At 66.6% G+C, this 16503-nt stretch carries 15 protein-coding genes and 1 pseudogene; 10 read left to right on the top strand and 6 right to left on the bottom strand.

The features are described from left to right. Window positions 1–35: 35 nt before the first annotated feature. Window positions 36–443 carry a DciA family protein gene (locus tag FOC84_RS08385; RefSeq protein WP_173144029.1) on the bottom strand — a complete coding sequence of 136 codons (408 nt, stop codon included), beginning with the start codon at window positions 441–443 and terminating at the stop codon, window positions 36–38. A gap of 127 nt (window positions 444–570) precedes the next feature. On the opposite strand from FOC84_RS08385, the gene FOC84_RS08380 reads away from it, so the two are divergent. The 6 genes from FOC84_RS08380 (at window position 571) to FOC84_RS08355 (ending at window position 8912) form a co-directional block, all read left to right on the top strand. After that, window positions 571–1542 (top strand): M23 family metallopeptidase, encoded by a 972-nt coding sequence (locus tag FOC84_RS08380; RefSeq protein ID WP_173150016.1) that lies wholly within the window; start codon window positions 571–573, stop codon window positions 1540–1542. A gap of 191 nt (window positions 1543–1733) precedes the next feature. After that, complete coding sequence (gene secA, locus FOC84_RS08375) at window positions 1734–4469, top strand: preprotein translocase subunit SecA (protein WP_173144028.1); 2736 nt, start codon at window positions 1734–1736, stop codon at window positions 4467–4469. A 13-nt stretch (window positions 4470–4482) separates the two neighbouring features. After that, window positions 4483–5202 carry a VOC family protein gene (locus FOC84_RS08370; RefSeq protein WP_173144027.1) on the top strand — a complete coding sequence of 240 codons (720 nt, stop codon included), beginning with the start codon at window positions 4483–4485 and terminating at the stop codon, window positions 5200–5202. A gap of 211 nt (window positions 5203–5413) precedes the next feature. After that, window positions 5414–6169 (top strand): GntR family transcriptional regulator, encoded by a 756-nt coding sequence (locus FOC84_RS08365; RefSeq protein ID WP_173144026.1) that lies wholly within the window; start codon window positions 5414–5416, stop codon window positions 6167–6169. Continuing rightward, window positions 6166–7155 carry a tripartite tricarboxylate transporter substrate binding protein gene (locus FOC84_RS08360; protein ID WP_173144025.1) on the top strand — a complete coding sequence of 330 codons (990 nt, stop codon included), beginning with the start codon at window positions 6166–6168 and terminating at the stop codon, window positions 7153–7155. Before FOC84_RS08365 ends, FOC84_RS08360 begins: the two co-directional genes overlap by 4 nt. Before the next feature lie 62 nt (window positions 7156–7217). Then, complete coding sequence (locus FOC84_RS08355) at window positions 7218–8912, top strand: thiamine pyrophosphate-binding protein (RefSeq protein WP_173144024.1); 1695 nt, start codon at window positions 7218–7220, stop codon at window positions 8910–8912. On the opposite strand, the pseudogene FOC84_RS08350 reads toward FOC84_RS08355, so the two are convergent. Next, window positions 8893–9433, bottom strand: a pseudogene (locus tag FOC84_RS08350) (cysteine dioxygenase). The gene FOC84_RS08355 and the pseudogene FOC84_RS08350 sit on opposite strands and share 20 nt — an antisense overlap. A gap of 181 nt (window positions 9434–9614) precedes the next feature. Between FOC84_RS08350 and FOC84_RS08345 the strand changes: the two are divergent. The 3 genes from FOC84_RS08345 to FOC84_RS08335 all read left to right on the top strand — a co-directional run bounded on the left by FOC84_RS08345 (window position 9615) and on the right by FOC84_RS08335 (window position 11699). Next, window positions 9615–10397 (top strand): SDR family NAD(P)-dependent oxidoreductase, encoded by a 783-nt coding sequence (locus FOC84_RS08345; RefSeq protein WP_173144023.1) that lies wholly within the window; start codon window positions 9615–9617, stop codon window positions 10395–10397. A 72-nt stretch (window positions 10398–10469) separates the two neighbouring features. Then, a complete protein-coding gene (locus tag FOC84_RS08340) occupies window positions 10470–10928 on the top strand; it encodes an Lrp/AsnC family transcriptional regulator (RefSeq protein WP_173144022.1) in 459 nt (152 codons plus the stop codon). 159 nt (window positions 10929–11087) lie between these two features. Beyond that, on the top strand, window positions 11088–11699 hold the full coding sequence (locus tag FOC84_RS08335) for a gamma-glutamylcyclotransferase (protein ID WP_173144021.1): 612 nt from the start codon (window positions 11088–11090) through the stop codon (window positions 11697–11699). A 14-nt stretch (window positions 11700–11713) separates the two neighbouring features. Here the strand turns inward: FOC84_RS08335 and pagP are convergent, their stop codons facing one another. The 4 genes from pagP to FOC84_RS08315 all read right to left on the bottom strand — a co-directional run bounded on the left by pagP (window position 11714) and on the right by FOC84_RS08315 (window position 15485). Then, entirely contained in the window at window positions 11714–12268 is a 555-nt protein-coding gene (gene pagP / locus FOC84_RS08330; protein ID WP_173144020.1) for a lipid IV(A) palmitoyltransferase PagP, read from the bottom strand. A gap of 129 nt (window positions 12269–12397) precedes the next feature. Next, complete coding sequence (gene mgtE, locus FOC84_RS08325) at window positions 12398–13870, bottom strand: magnesium transporter (RefSeq protein WP_173144019.1); 1473 nt, start codon at window positions 13868–13870, stop codon at window positions 12398–12400. A gap of 10 nt (window positions 13871–13880) precedes the next feature. Next, complete coding sequence (locus FOC84_RS08320; RefSeq protein ID WP_173144018.1) at window positions 13881–14291, bottom strand: acyl-CoA thioesterase; 411 nt, start codon at window positions 14289–14291, stop codon at window positions 13881–13883. A gap of 105 nt (window positions 14292–14396) precedes the next feature. Continuing rightward, window positions 14397–15485 (bottom strand): YeiH family protein, encoded by a 1089-nt coding sequence (locus FOC84_RS08315; protein ID WP_173144017.1) that lies wholly within the window; start codon window positions 15483–15485, stop codon window positions 14397–14399. A gap of 121 nt (window positions 15486–15606) precedes the next feature. On the opposite strand from FOC84_RS08315, the gene FOC84_RS08310 reads away from it, so the two are divergent. Beyond that, window positions 15607–16500: a LysR family transcriptional regulator gene (locus tag FOC84_RS08310; protein WP_173144016.1), complete on the top strand. Its 894-nt coding sequence runs from the start codon at window positions 15607–15609 to the stop codon at window positions 16498–16500. Window positions 16501–16503: the final 3 nt, after the last annotated feature.

The following is a 16503-nucleotide window of genomic DNA, read 5'->3' as shown; positions in this document are numbered from 1 at the left end:
CCGGACCTCCCGGATCACGGACAACGCTGCCGGCTTCAGCTACTCTTGTGGTGCTTCAGCAGCTTGGCGACCGCGTCGGCCAGAGGTCCGGGCCGCAGGTTGTCGTGCAGTGACTCGAATGCGCCCAGGGCGGTGTCGCCCAGCGGTTGCGCCTCTTTGGGAGGGCGCGGCTGGCGGGCGCCGGGTTTGGGCAAACCCGCTTGTACCTTGACGGCGATTTCGTTAAGGTTCCAGCCTTGGTCTGCCAGGGTCCGCGCTATGCGCGGAGCCAATTGACGCATCTTGGCCGCATGCGCGGCACTAGGCACCACCAGGTGCAGGCACTGGTTTTCCAGTTTGCCCACCTGGCACACGGCGCCCAGCGGGGCGGGCAGAACCGCCGCCACCGCGTACTGGATTTGCAAGTGCTTGCGGGCGGTCGCCAGAACGCCGGCGCCCCGCATGTCATGACCCAGCCATCCCAGGGCGGTATCTTCTTTCCGCCGGCTGGAACTGGAACGTTGACGGTATGAAGTGGGTCTATTCATGCCGGCTCTAAGAATTAGGAAGCAAACCTTGAAAATCGTGATTATGCACGCCCGCGACGGGCGGGACGGGCATTTCACCCTGGGCGGCGCGCGCCTCGCGCTGTTCATGGGGGGCGCCTTGATCACGGCTGCCATCTTTGGCGCCGCCTTACAACGATACCTTACTCCGATCCTGCCGGCCGTACATGCCGTGGGTTGGCCCCTGGCGGGCCAGCCCGGGCGCGACGCCGATTTCCTGCGCGGCAACATGAATCTGCTGGCCGCCAAGGTCGGGGCGTTGCAGGCCAAGCTGGTAAGCATCGACGGATTGGGCCAGCGCGTGGCCAAGGTGGCCGGCGTGGCTTACACCGATCCCGAGCTGGCCAAGCAACTGGCCGTGGCGCAGCCCGAGGCGCTGACTCAGCCCGAAGCCACCCAGGTCATGGACGATCTGTTCACTGACCATCCGCCGCCCAGCGCGGCCTCGGCCGAGGCGCTGGGCCGCCAGCTCGACGAGATCCAGGCCAGGCTGGCCCAGCAGTCGGACAACCTGAAGCTGCTGGACGCGGCGCTGACCAAGCGCTCGGCGGACCAGGCGCGCATGCCGACCGCCATGCCTATCACCGACTACCCCTATCTCAGTTCGTCGTATGGCTGGCGCCGCAACCCCGTGACGGGCCGCAGCGCCATGCACGAAGGCCTGGATTTCGCCGCGCCTCCGGGGACGCCCATCCTGGCGGCTTCCGGCGGCGTCGTGCTGGAATCCAAGTTCCAGCCGGGCTACGGCAATATGGTCGAGATTGATCACGGCGATGGCCTGATCACCCGCTACGCCCACGCGTCTTCCCTGATGGTGAAGCAGGGGCAGTTGGTCGAACGCGGCCAGCAAGTGGCGCGCGTGGGCAGTTCTGGCCGTTCCACCGGCCCGCATTTGCACTTCGAAGTCCGTCTGGCCGGGCAGCCGCTGGACCCGCGCCTGTTCCTGGGACCGCACCAGACCGCGCCGCCCTCCGCGGTGGCGCACGCCGCCCAGTGAACCTGGGCGGTCCGCGCCGGTCAAACAGGCCGGCAGTGCTACCCTGGCCATAGGTTCAGGCTATTGCGCTCCATGTGCGTTAAACTGGTTCGTTTCCCAGCGGACCCCCGCTCAACCAATAACATCAAGTCACGGGTGACGCTGCTCCGGCCTTTCGTGGGCGCGGCGTGGCTCGTGCGGCCGACATACGCATGGTTTCTCTGCTCAAAAAACTCATAGGCAGCCGCAACGACCGGCTGCTTAAGCAGTATCGCAAGCTGGTAACCCAGATCAACGGGTTCGAACCCAAGATCTCCGCGCTCTCCGACGCGGAGCTGGCGGCCAAAACCGAGGAATTCCGTTCCCGTCACGCCCAGGGCACATCCCTGGACGACCTGCTGCCCGAAGCCTTCGCGGTTGTGCGCGAAGCGGGCAAGCGGGTGTTCGGCATGCGCCACTTCGACGTGCAGATGCTGGGCGGGATCGCCCTGCACAGCGGCAAGATCGCCGAAATGCGCACGGGCGAAGGCAAGACCCTGATGGCGACGCTGCCGGTCTACCTGAACGCGATCGCCGGCAAGGGCGTGCACGTGGTCACGGTGAACGACTACCTGGCCCGCCGCGACGCCGAATGGATGGGGCGCCTGTACCACTTCCTGGGCCTGAGCACGGGCGTGGTGGTGCCGCAGCAGCCCAACGAGGAAAAGAAGGCGGCTTATCTCGCCGACATCACCTACGGCACCAACAACGAATTCGGCTTCGACTACCTGCGCGACAACATGGAATACCGTGTTGAAGACCGTCGCCAGCGCGGCCTGTTCTACGCCATCGTCGACGAAGTGGACTCGATCCTGATCGATGAGGCCCGCACGCCGCTGATCATCTCCGGTCAGGCCGAAGACCACACCGAACTCTACGTCCGCATGAACGCGGTGCCGCCGCTGCTCAAGCGCATGGCGCACGAGCCCAAGCCGCAGGAGCCGGAACCCGAAGGCGACTACTGGGTCGACGAAAAGAGCCAGCAGGTCTATCTGTCCGAAGCCGGGCACGAGAACGCCGAAGGCATCCTGTCGCGCCTGGGCATCCTGCCGGAAGGCGAGTCGCTGTACGACCCGCGCCACATCGCGCTGATGCACCACCTGATGGTGGCGCTGCGCGCCAACACGCTGTTCTTCCGCGACCAGCAGTACGTGGTGCAGGACGGCGAAGTGGTGATCGTCGACGAATTCACCGGCCGCCTGATGGTGGGCCGCCGCTGGTCCGACGGCCTGCACCAGGCGGTCGAGGCCAAGGAAGGCGTAAAGATCCAGCACGAGAACCAGACGCTGGCGTCGATCACGTTCCAGAACTACTTCCGCATGTACGAAAAGCTGTCCGGCATGACCGGCACGGCGGATACGGAAGCCTACGAATTCCAGGAAATCTACGGGCTTGAAACGGTCATCATCCCGACCAACAAGCCCATGGTCCGCAAGGACCAGAACGATCAGGTCTTCAAGACCGACGGCGAAAAGTACAACGCCATTCTCGATGACATCCGGGACTGCCACGAACGCGGCCAGCCGGTGTTGGTGGGCACCACCAGCATCGAGAACTCCGAGCTGCTGTCGGGCCTGCTGAAGAAGGCCAAGCTGCCGCACGAAGTGCTGAACGCCAAGCAGCACGCCCGCGAAGCCGAGATCGTCGCCGAAGCCGGCAAGCCGGGCCACATCACCATCGCCACCAACATGGCGGGCCGCGGCACCGACATCGTGCTGGGCGGCAGCGTCGACAAGCAGGTCGACCTGATCCGCGCCGACGAGGCGCTGTCCGACGCCGAAAAGAGCGCCCGCATCGAGAAGGTGCGCGCTGAATGGAAGCCGCTGAACGAGCAGGTCAAGGCCGCTGGCGGCCTGCGCATCATCGGCACCGAGCGCCACGAATCGCGCCGTATCGACAACCAACTGCGTGGCCGTGCCGGCCGCCAGGGCGATCCGGGCTCGTCGCGCTTCTACCTGTCGCTGGAAGACTCGCTGATGCGCATCTTCGCGGGCGACCGCGTGCGCGCCATCATGGAACGCCTGAAGCTGCCCGAGGGCGAGCCCATCGAGGCAGGCATGGTGACGCGTTCGATCGAGACCGCGCAGCGCAAGGTGGAAGGCCGCAACTTCGACATCCGCAAGCAATTGCTGGAGTACGACGACGTCGCCAACGACCAGCGCAAGGTGCTGTATTCGCAGCGCAACGATGTGCTGGAAGCGGCCAGCGTGGGCGCCACCGTGCAGAACCTGCGCGATGCCGCCGTGACCGAGATGTTCAACACCTACGTGCCGCCGGAATCGGTGGAAGAGCAGTGGGACGTGCCGGCGCTGCAGAAGGCGCTGGAGGCGGACTGGCACCTGCAGCTGCCGCTGACGGAAATGCTGGAAAAGGAAACCAACCTTACCGACGACGAGCTGCGCGAACGCGTGGTGGGCGCCGCGCGCGACGCCTATCAGGCCAAGATCGACCAGGTGGGCACGGAATCCTGGTCGCAGTTCGAGCGTTCGATCATGCTGCAGGCGATCGACACCCACTGGCGCGAGCACCTGTCGGCGCTGGATTATCTGCGCCAGGGCATCCATCTGCGCGGCTATGCGCAGAAGAATCCCAAGCAGGAATACAAGCGCGAAGCCTTCGAGCTGTTCTCGGGCATGCTGGACCGCATCCGCGACGACGTGGTCCGGGTGCTGATGACGGTGCGCGTGCAGTCGCAGGAACAGGTCGAACAGGCCGAGGCCGAAGCGGCTCAGCCGCACGTGCAGAACGTGCAGTACCACCATTCCGACTACGACGAAGCGCTGGCCCAGTCCGAGCCGGAAAGCGGCGCCCAGCCCGTGCGCAATGCCTTGCCCAAGGTCGGCCGCAACGACCCGTGCCCTTGCGGCAGCGGCAAGAAGTACAAGCAGTGCCACGGCAAGCTCGTCTGATCCAGGAGCCATCATGCTGCATTCCGTCGGCCGCACTGAATTCGACCATGCCGTGGTCATGGTGCGCGACCGGCTGGATGCGCTGGCCCCGCATTTCGAACGCCAAGGCTTCCAGCTCAGCGACAAGGCGGTGCACAACCTGGGGTCGTGCAACCGGCTGATCGTGCTGGAAGGCACCTATGTCGAACTGCTGGGCTGGCCGCCCGGCGCGCCGCCCGCCCGCAAGGAAATCGCCGACTCGCCGTTCGGGCTGGAGGCGCTGGTGTTCCGCACCTACGACGCCGAAGCCACCCGCGAGCGCCTGCTGGCGGCCGGGTTCGCCGTCAACCCGGTCCAGGAACTGAGCCGTCCCGCCATGCTGGATGGTCAGGAAGTCCAGGCCCGCTTCCACACCGTGCGTTTCGCCGAGCAGCCCTTGCCCGGCATCCGCATGTATTTCTGCCGCCATCTGACGCCCGAATGCGTGTGGTCGCCTGAACTCATGGCGCATCCCAACGGCGCGCGCAGCCTGCTGCGCATCGATGCCCGGGCGCCCGACGCGCGCGCGGTCGCCGAGCGCCTGGCGCTGGTGGCCGGCGTGGGCGCCGAAACCGCAAGCGGCGGCTGGGACGTGCCGCTGGCAAACCTGCGCATCCATGTGAGCCAGGATGCGGCAGCGGCGGGGCCCACGCTTTCGACGCTGACCCTGGAAAACAAGGACGGCGCCCACTACACGCTGGATACCGGCCTGTAAGCGCCAGGCGATACCCGCCGCCGCAAGAACAAACCGCCCGCAACGTTCCGCGTTGCGGGCTTTTTTTCGCCCCGCGTTTGCCGATCCGCGGCGCCTGAGGGTAGGGCCGGCGGCAGTCCGCATTCGGGGAAACCCGGGTTGTTGCTCAAAGTGTATGCACTTTAGTATGCAGTTCATTCCCGACGATTCAACCGAACCCAGGTGATCCGGCATGACGCAATCCTCAATCGCAATCCGGCCCGCGGCGCGCACCAAGGAAGCGCAGGCGGAGCTGTACGGCGCGGTCAAGGCCATGGCCGTGCGTTTCGAATTCAAGCCCGGCGAGCGCATCAACGAGGTGGAGCTGGCGCGCAGGCTGAACGTCAGCCGCACGCCGCTACGCGAGGTGCTGAACCAGCTGATGGTCGAAGGTTTCCTGACCCGGTCAGTCAACCGCGGCTTTATTGCCCGCCTGCTCGACGCCAAGCAGATCCACAGCCTCTACGAGTACCGCGCCGTGCTGGAGGCCGGCATCGTGCGCGCGGCCTGCGAGCGCGCCAGCGACGAAGAGCTGGCCAGCCTGCGCGAATTCGTCGAGCGCTCCCGCGACGTATCCGAGGACAGCGACGCCACCCGCCTGCTGGAACTGGACGAGGCCTTCCATCTGACGCTGGCGCGCTACTCGCGCAACGAGGAATTCGTGCGCGCGCTGGAAAGCGTCAACGCCCGCATCCACTTCGTGCGCTGGATCGACATGCAGCAAGGGCGCCGCCGCCATACCCAGGGCGAACACCTGCGTATCGTCGAGGCGCTGCAGCGGCGTGACGTCGACGCCTTGCCGGGCCTGATGAGCGCGCACATCGGCCGCCGCCTGGACCAGATCACCGACGTCATACGCACGGGTTTTTCCACGATTTACATGCGGGACCAGGCCGAACCCGCCACGGCAGCGCCGGCCAACACCATACAAGCAGGGGAAAAGCTATGAATCACGGGATAAAGCGCGGACTGGCTGCGCTATGCATGCTGTCCGCCACCGCAGGCGCCTTCGTCGCCGCGCCGGCTGCTGCCGCGGAAGAGCGGCCGCTGGTGCTGGTCGTGCCGTATCCGCCAGGAGGCAGCACCGACATCCTGGCGCGCATCCTGCAGCCGCGCCTGTCTCAGCAGTTGGGCGGCCGCGCCGTCGTGGTCGAGAACCGGCCGGGGGCGGCTAGCCAGATCGCCACCGCCTTCGTGGCGCGCGCCGAACCCGACGGCAATACGCTGTTGGTCAGCTTCGACAACCACGGCATCAACCCTGCGGTGAAGCCCAAGCTGCCCTACGACACGTTCAAGGACTTCGTCGCCATTTCGCAGACGGTGCGCTTTCCGCTGGTGCTGGGCGCCAACCCCAGCGTGCCGGGGAACAACCTGAAGGAATTCCTGGCCGCGGCCGCCAAGCAGCCGCCCAACAAGTTCAATTACGCATCCACCGGCGTGGGCTCGCTGAACCATCTGGCGCCCGAAGAACTCAAGCGCCTGTCGAAGGTCGAGTTGCTGCATGTGCCCTACGGCGGCGGCGGACCGGCCATCCAGGCGGTGGTGGGCGGGCAGGCCAGCATGACCTGGCTGAGCTTCGCCGCCCTGCGCGGCCAGATCCAGGCCGGCAAGATCAAGCCGCTGGCGGTGGCGGGCGACAAGCGCCTGCCCGATCTGCCCAACGTGCCGACCGTGGCGGAATCCGGCTTCCCCGGCTTTGTCGCCTATTCCTGGAGCGGCATGTTCGCGCCCAAGGGCACGCCGGAAGCAACGGTGAAAAAGCTGACCGCAGACTTCAAGGCCGTGCTGGCCGACCCGGAAATCCGCAAGAAGGTGACGGACGCGGGCTTCGAAATCGTGGCCTCCGACGGCCCGGCGCTGGACGCCTACGTGAAGTCGGAATACGACCGCTGGAGCGCCTTCATCAAGAGCAGCAACATCAATCTGGACAACTGAACGGCGCGCGGCCTGGCGCAGGAGCGCCCGGCCGCGGCACGTGCAACACAAGTGGAGATGACATGGAAAACATGACCGGCGCCGAAGCCATGGTGCGCATGCTGCAGCACAACGGCGTCAAGCACATATTCGGCCTGTGCGGCGATACCAGCCTGCCGTTCTACGACGCGCTGTACCGGCTGGACCACGGCATGCAGCACATCCTGACGCGCGACGAGCGCAGCGCCGGCTACATGGCGGACGCCTATGCCCGCGTGACCGGCAAGGTCGGCGTGTGCGAAGGCCCCAGCGGCGGCGGCGCGACCTACCTGCTGCCCGGCCTGGTGGAGGCCAACGAATCGTCCATCCCGGTGCTCGGCATCACCTCGGACGTGGCGGTGGGCTCGCGCGGCAAGTACCCGTTGACCGAACTGGACCAGGAAGCGCTGTACCGTCCGCTGACCAAGTGGAACCGCACCATCGACCGCGCCGACCAGATCCCCGGCATGGTGCGCGCGGCCTTCCGCGCCATGACGACCGGCAAGCCCGGCGCCACCCATCTGTGCTTTCCGTACGACGTGATGAAGCAGCAGGTCGATGCGTCCGATGTCTGGGCCCAGCCCGAACATGGGCGTTTCCCGGCGATGCGCTACGCGCCGGATCCCCTGGACGTTGCGCGCGCCGCGCAGCGGCTGGTCAGCGCGTGGGCGCCGGTGATCATCTGCGGCGGCGGCGTGGTCATCGCCGGCGCCAGCGGCGCCTTGCAGGAACTGGCCGAAGCGCTCAAGGCCGCGGTCTGCGTGACCGTGAGCGGGCAGGGCAGCCTGGCCGACAATCATCCCCTGAATGCGGGCGTGGTCGGCTCCAACGGCGGGGTGATGGCGACGCGCGACGTGGTGGCCGCGGCCGACGTGGTGCTGTTTGTCGGCTGCCGCGCGGGCTCCACCTCGACCGAGCACTGGCGCTTCCCCAACCGCAACGTGCCGATTCTGCACATCGACATCGATCCCATGGTGATTGGCGCCAACTACTTGACCGAAGTCGGCATGGTGGGCGATGCCAAGCTGGCGCTGGAAGCCCTGGGAGTCGAGGTGGAGGCGCGCCTGGCGCATCGTCCTTCGGACGCGGCCGATGGCGCGGTGCTGGCCGGCCGCGCCAAAGAGGCGCGCCGGGCGCAGCTGGAACCGTTGGCCAACAGCCTGGACGCGCCCATCCGCCCGGAGCGCGTGGTGCAATCCTTGAACCGCCTGCTGCCCGACGACGCGGTGGTCTGCGCCGACCCCGGCACGCCTTGCCCGTATTTTTCCGCCTACTACGACGTGTCGCGCCCCGGCCGGCACTTCATCACCAACCGCGCGCACGGCGCGTTGGGCTTTTCCATGTCGGCCGCCCTGGGCGCCTGGGTGGGGCGGCCCCAGTCCAAGTGCGTCTCGGTGATGGGCGACGGCAGCTTCGGCTTCACGGTGGGCGAACTGGAAACCATCGTGCGGCACAAGGCGCCGCTGCTGATGGTGGTGTTCTCGAACTCGGTCTATGGCTGGATCAAGGCCAGCCAGAAGGCGGGCTACGACAAGCGCTACTACAGCGTGGACTTCAACCGCACCGACCACGCCCGCATCGCCGAGGCCTATGGCGTGAAGGCCTGGCGCGTGGAGGATCCGTCCAAGCTGGATGCCGCCATCAAGGCAGCGATGGAGCATGATGGCCCGGCGCTGATCGACGTGGTGGCGCAGCCCCTGCAGGATGCGGCCGCGCCGGTCAGCCAGTGGATGGGTTGACGCTGTCGACCAGGTGATTGACGCCGGTGCAGAGGTCGTCCCGGGCCACGCCGTAGATATGCAGCGATACGGCGATGTCCGGGCCGGCATTGCCCAGCCGGTGGATCTGGCGCAGTCCCTGCGTGGCGGTGACGATGTCGCCCGGATGGCGGGCCACCGTGCCGCAGGCCCGGGCGATGGCGGACTCCAGATCCCAGCGGTAGTGGGTTTCGGTGAGTGCGCGCTGCAGCACCTGGTAGGTGCACCAGGTCTTGTGGCCATGCACCGGGCTGAATTGGCCGGGGCGCCAGATCAGGTAGGCCATGGTGAAGGCCCCATGCGGATCGGCGTAGGCGATATGGCGGGCGTAGGACTCGGCCCGTCCGCCGCGCAGCTCCGCGGGCAGGTTGCACAGCATGTCGCCGGCGTTGGCGACGCTGGCGGCCAGGTCGCGCAGCAGCGCGCGCGGCGTTCAGTTGGGCCGCCTGCACTGATGCGCATAGCGCTTGCAGGTCGCCGCCGGCGAGTTGGATGGAAGACATGGCAGGCCTCCAGGCAGAGTTTCCATGGTAGGAGCTTGCGCTGGAATGCCTTTGCCAAATCGGGCGCATCAGGGGCGCGGATTGGAAAAAAATTCCATCCCGCCAGGGAGCCCGGCGCTCCTATACTGGTCTGATTGGGCGCAACGCTGCGCCGGGCAGCGCAATGACAGGAGAGTCAGGCATGGATCTGGGGATCAGCGGCAAGACGGCACTGGTATTCGGCGGCAGCCGCGGCATGGGCCGGGCGTGCGCCCTGCAACTGGCGCGGGAAGGCGTGGCGGTCACGATCGCCGCCCGCAACCCGGCCACGCTGGAGCAGGCCGCGGCCGAGATATCCCATGAAACCGGAATAGGGGTGGGCTGGGTGTCGGCCGACCTGACGCAGGCGCATGGCCGGGACGCGGCCATGGCCGCCTGTCCCCACCCGGACATCCTGATCAACAACGCGGACGGTCCGTTGCCGGGCGACTTCCGCAACTGGAGCCACGACGACTGGATCGCCGCGCTGGACGCCATGATGTTGGGGCCCATCGACATGATCCGGCGGGTCGTGGACGGGATGACGGAGCGGCGCTTCGGGCGCATCGTGAACATCGTGTCGCGCAGCGTGAAGGCGCCGCATGCTGAGCTCGGCTTGTCCAATGGCGCGCGTTCGGGCCTGGTCGGCTTCGTCAGCGGCCTGGCGCGCCAGACCGTGCGCCACAACGTCACCATCAACAATCTGCTGCCCGGCGCCTTCGCCACGGATGCGCAGGTCAGGCACATACAAGGCATGCTGGAACAGTCCGACGGCAAGAGCTTCGAGCAGCTCTGGGACGAGCGCGGACGCGCCAACCCGGCGGGCCGCTATGGCCAGCCCGAGGAACTGGGCGCCCTGTGCGCCTATGTCTGTTCCGCGCAGGCCGGCTACATGACCGCGCAGAACATCCTGATCGATGGCGGCGGCTACCCCGGGACCTACTGAAGTCCGGCGGCGCAGGCTGGACGCGGGCAGGCGGAACAGGCAACATTGGGGCCGATCCAGCCGAGGAAACCCATGGACCAGACGGACATCAAGATACTGGCCTTGCTGCAGAAGGACGCCACCTGTTCGGTCGCCGAGATCGCCGAGCAGGTGCATCTGTCCGTCACGCCGTGCTGGCGCCGCATCCAGAAGCTGAAGGATGACGGCGTCATCGCCCGCAACGCCATCTTGCTGGATCCCCGCGCGCTGGGCCTGAACCTGACGGTGTTCGTGTCCATCAAGACCAGCCAGCACAACGAGAAATGGACCCAAAGCCTGATCAACGCCGTGATGGCCCTGCCCAATGTGGTGGAGTTCCACCGCATGGCGGGCGACGTCGATTATTTGCTCAAGGTCGTGGTCGAGGACATGGCGGCCTATGACCGCTTCTACCGCCGCCTGATCGCCGCCGTGGACCTGCTGGACGTCAGCGCCAGCTTCTCAATGGAAGTCATCAAAAGCACCACCGAATTGCCGCTGAACGCGGTGTAGGCGGGCGCGCGCAATTTTTTTCCCAAGGCAGGGGCCGCCGGGGATGCAAATTCCATTCGGCCCGCCGGCCGGCCTGCATCACGCAATTCTTTTGCGCAGGCTACGGCGTAGGATATCCCCACTCCCATCATGGGATGAATCGGGATATCAGAGGACCCTATGTCGTTGGCAGTACCCGCCGGCTGCGCCGGTACGGCAAATTCGCGGCGCGCGCTTTCGGTGGATGACCTGCTGGTCGGCTGGAACGGCGTCGACGACCTGTGGGTGTTCGCCTACGGCTCCCTGATATGGCATCCCGGTTTCGCCTGGCGCGAACGCCGGCTGGCGACCGTCCGCGGCTACCACCGGTCCCTATGCCTGTGGTCGCACGACCATCGCGGCTCGCCCGACAATCCCGGCTTGGTGTTCGGCCTGGACCGCGGCGGCTGCTGCCGCGGCGTGGCTTTCCAGATTGCCGCGTGTGACGTGCCGGGGGTGTTCCAGGCGCTGTGGCTCCGCGAAATGGTCACCGGCGCCTACTCGCCCCGCTGGCTCACCTGCCATACGGAGGCCGCGCCGGTGCGCGGGCTGGTATTCCTGTTGAACCGGGCCTGCCAGGAGTACGCGGCGGGCATCAGCGACGACCGCCTGCTGGCGTCGGTGCGCAATGCCGTGGGCCATTCGGGGCCTTGCCTGGATTATGTTGTGGAGACCGAGCGCGCGCTGCGCGCGCACGGCATCGACGATTGGCGCCTGGGCGATCTGGTGCGCAAGCTGGGCCAGGCCTTCTGAGGCCTGGGGGCGCGTCAGAAGCGCCAGCGGCCAAACATGAACAGCACATTGCCCGCGCCGGCGGAGCCTGGAATGTAGGTCGCGTATAGCATCGTGTCCTTGTAGCTGGCGCTCACCAGCGGCAGGATGCCGGGAAACGGCACGTAGCTCATGATGTCGTGGCGCGCCGTCAGGAAGACGGTGTAGCCCGCGCCCAGGCGGAAGTTCTCGCTGACTCGTCCGATCTTCAGGAAGCCGTAGCCGGCGATGGGTTCTATCTTGCTGTGCGAATCCAGGAAGGCCATGGCGTACAGGCCCTGCCAGTCGCCATCTTCGTCGTAGATGCTGCGGCCGTAGCCGCCGCCCCAGGCCAGCTCGTTGAAGCTATCGATCTTCTCTTTGCTGTAGGTGGCCCGGTTGTGCCAGGAGTAGCCGGTTATGTAGAGGTCATTGCCGCCCTCGGTCCAGATCTGGTCCAGTCGGTTGCAGGCCGACTGGGCCCAGGAGGGCATGCTGTCACAGGCTTGGGCGGTGGCGGTGAAGGTAGCGAGCAGCAGGCAAAGGAGTGCCGCCCGGAATCTTGCGGTCATTGTGGGCGCTGAAAGGGTGAAGATGACAATCCCATTACTGTAATGGAAGGGGCGTCATCAACCCTGTCAGCTAGCTGTCAAGCAGGCGCCGCCAGAGGGAAGCCGTTTTTTCTTGCTGTTGTATCCGGACTACAGCAGGAAGATCGTCGCCAGGCCCAGAAAGATGAAGAACCCCAGCGAATCGGTGGCGAAGGTCAGCAGCACGGAAGATCCCATCGCCGGATCCTTGCCGAAGCGGGCGCGCACCATCGGCACCAGCACGCCCACCGACGCGCCGACCAGCATGTTGCAGATCATGGCGGCCATCATCACCAGGGCGATCGATAACGAGTGCGAGATCGCCCAGGCGAACAAGGCGGCGACCAGGCTGCCGCAAAGCCCCACCATCAAGGTGACCAAGAGCTCGCGCTTGACCAGCTGCCACAGGTTGCGGCCGGTGATGCGGCCCATGGCCAGGGCCCGGATGATCAGGGTCATGGTCTGGTTGCCGGAGTTGCCGCCGATGCCGGCCACGATGGACATCAGAAACGCCAGGATCACGATCTGGCTGACCGTGCCCTCGAACTGGGAGGCCACGAAGGATGCCGTGGCGGCGGTACAGAGGTTGAACAGCAGCCAGGGGGCGCGGTTGCGCAGGGCCGTGGAGACCGGCGCGAAGATGTCTTCTTCCTGCAGACCGGCGCGCGACAGCGCCTGTTCCTGGGAGTCCTCGCGCATCACGTCCACCACGTCGGCGATGGTCACGCGGCCGATCAGGCGGCCCTGGTCGTCCATGACCGGCGCGGAGACCAGGTCATAGCGTTCGAAGGCGCCGGCGGCGTCGGCGTCGGAGTCTAGCGGGTTGAGCGCCAGGAAATCCGAGTTCATGACGGCGCGCACTTCGGTTTCGGGCTCGCTGACCAGCAGCTTGGACAGGGGCAGGATGCCCTGTAGCTTGTCCTGGCGGTCCACCACGAAGATCTGGTCGGTGTGGTCGGGCAGTTCGTGCAGCCGGCGCAGGTAGCGCAGCACCACTTCCAGCGTCACGTCCTCGCGCACCCGGACCATCTCGAAGTCCATGATCGCGCCCACGCTGTCTTCCGGATAGCCCATGGCCTCCAGCAGCTGCGCGCGTTCCTCTTCGGTCAGGCCCTTCTGGACTTCGGCCACCACGTCGGGCGGCAGGTCGGGCGCCAGGTCGGCCAGCTCGTCGGCGTCCATATTGCCGGTGGCGGCGACCAGGTCCTGGCGGTCCATCGCCTCGATCAGCGATTCCCGCACCCAGTCTTCGACTTCCAGCAGCACGTCCGCGTCATGCTCGGGGCTGACCAGCTTCCAGATGGCTTGCCGTTCGTCCTTGGGCAACGATTCCAGAATGAAGGCGATGTCGGACGGATGCAGGCCGTCCAGCAGGGTCTTGAGTTCGGCTTCGTGCTGGCGGTGCACCAGGTCCTCGACCAGCGAGGCCTTGGAGTCGCCTTCTTCCTGGCGATGCACCAGGTCGGCCACCAGCTGCTGGCGGCGCAGGCGTTCCTGTACTTCCGCCAGGGCGTGTTGGGCGTCTTCCGGGTCGAGGCGGCGAGGCGTCGCGGGCGGTTTCTGCGCGGCGGCGGACTGCGTCATGCGTTACGGCTCAAAGAGTGGGGAGGGGGCGGCGGCGGCGGGCTTCGTCGGTGGCGACGTAGGTCAGCGTGGCCTCGGTGACCTTGACGATTTCGGCGTCCAGCCGCTGGCGCTCCGCGTAGACCTCGACGGACACCGTGACCGACGTCGTGCCGGTCTTGACGATGGCTGCGTAGAAACTGAGCAGGTCGCCCACGAAGACCGGCTCTTTGAACTGGAAGGCGTTGACCGCCACGGTGGCCACGCGCCCGGCGGCGCGGCGCGCGGCGGGGATGGAACCGGCGATGTCGACCTGGGACATGATCCAGCCGCCAAAGACGTCCCCGTGGATATTCGCGTCGGCCGGCATCGGCATGACGCGCAACACCGCGTCGCGATCGGCGGGCAAAGTCGTAAACGGGGTTTTGGTGCTGGAGGTCATGCGGCCGACTCCACTGCTAGGGAACCAGCCGATTATGCAGGAAAAATGCGACAGCGGCGTGCATGCGCGAAGCCCGCCGCGGCGCTGGGCGCGGCGGGCCGGGAATCAGGACGCCAGCTTGACGATGCCGTAGCCGCCGACCAGCAGCCAGAGGTACAGGATCAGGCCCAGCGCCATCACCCGGGGGCCGGCCTTGCGGATCTGGGCAAAACGGGTTTCGATGCCCAGCGCGGTCATGGCCATGGTCAGGGCGAAGATGTCCAGGCGGCGGATGGCGGCCACCGCATCCGCGGGGATGATGTTCAGCGAATTGATGATGGCCAGCACCAGGAAGCCCACCGCGAACCAGGGAATGGGCAGCTTGGCGCCCTTGCCCTGGCCGCCGGCCGCGTGCGAGGCCGCGCTGCGCAGATACAGGCCCAGGATCAGCAGGACCGGCACCAGCAGGGCCACGCGGGTCATCTTCACGATGGTGGCGACTTCGGTGGTGGCGGGGTCGACATTGCTCGCCGCGCCGACGACCTGGGCCACTTCATGGATGGTGCCGCCGATATAGATGCCCAAAGCCTGGGTGTCGAGATTCAGCCAGCCTGCGTGATAGAGCACCGGGTACAGGAACATGGACAGGGTCCCGAACAGCACCACGGTGGCGACGGCCACCGCGCTCTTGTGCGGAGCGGCCCGCAGCGTGGGTTCGAAGGCCAGCACGGCGGCGGCGCCGCAGATGGCGCTGCCGGCGGCGGTGAGCATGGCGGTGTCGCGGTCCAGGCCCAGCAGGCGCTGGCCCACCACGGTGCCCAGCACCAGGGTGCCCACCACCACCGCCACCGAAACCGCCAGCCCCGGCAGGCCCACGGCGGCAATCTGCTGGATGCTGATATTCAGACCGTAGAAAGCCACGGCGATGCGCAGCAGGCGCCGCGCGGTGAAGTTCACGCCGGCGCTCCAGTCGGCCGGCATGGTGCCGCGCAGGAAGTTGCCGTAGAGCATGCCGCAGACGATGCCCACCACCAGCGGCGAGAAACCCAACTGGCGGATCGCGGGCAGGTCCGCCAGCTGCATCACCGCGGCGGCCATCAGACCGACGAACAGCACGCCATTGAGTTTGTCGCGCCACGGCGTGGCAGTGGGAGCGGCGGCCGGGGAGGCAGGGGCGGCGGGCAGGGGAACGGCGGTGCTGGAGGAGGTACTCATGGCTGGCCTTTTGGGGGAGGCATATCTAAATAACTTCACGAAATATTAATTTCCCGCCTAATATTTGAAAAATCTTTATTTCAGATATGTAATATCAGAAATTCTGATAATTTTAGTGATCATGACTCCCGACCAGCTGCTTACCTTCGCCGCCGTGGCCGATGCCGGCAACATCAGCCGCGCGGCGCAACTGCTGAACCTGTCCCAGCCCGCAGTGTCCGGCCAACTGCGGATGCTGCAGGAATGGTTCGGCGAGCCGCTGTACCGCCGTAGTGGGCACGGCATCGCGCTGACCGAGGCCGGCGAGCGCCTGGCCGAGCAGGCCCGCCAGTTGCGCCAGGTGTACCGGCAGGCCCAGGCGGTGCGCGAATCCTGGCGCGGACTGGAAACCGGCGATCTGCGCCTGGGCGCCAGCACCACCCCCGCCAGCTATCTGCTGCCCAGCCTGGTGGCGGATTTCCGCCATGCCTTTCCGGCGGTCAGCCTGCATTTGTCGGATGGCAACACGCGCGAGATCGTCGAACGCCTGCCGGCCTTGGATCTGGCGTTCATCGAAGGTGACGTGCCCGCGGGACTGCCCGCGGACACGGCCGTGCATGCCTGGCGCCAGGACGAAGTGGTGGCGGTGGTGCGCGCGGACCACGCGCTGGCGGGCAAGGGAGCGGTGACGCTGCGCGACCTGGCGGCCTCGGCGTTGGTCATGCGTGAGCCCGGCTCTGGCGTGCGCCGGCTGGTGGAGCGCGCGTTTACGGATGCGGGCCTGGCGCCATCGGTGGGCCTGGAACTGGCCGGCGTGGAAGGCGTGAAGCAGGCCGTGCGGGCCGGCCTGGGCGTGGGTTTCGTGTCCGTCATGTCGATGCGGCACGAAGACGGCGCGCTGGCGGCCTTGCGCCTGTTGCCCAAGCCGCTGACGCGGACCTTGAGCATCCTGGTGCCGCATGCGGACGCGGCCGCTCGCGCCGCCGAACGCTTCCTGGCGATGTGCCTGGCGGTCCGGACGGCGGACGGCGTTTAAGGA

It is taken from the genome of Achromobacter pestifer (genome assembly GCF_013267355.1).
GTDB classification, from domain to species: domain Bacteria; phylum Pseudomonadota; class Gammaproteobacteria; order Burkholderiales; family Burkholderiaceae_B; genus Achromobacter; species Achromobacter pestifer_A.
This window is presented reverse-complemented; position numbering and strand designations above follow the sequence as displayed.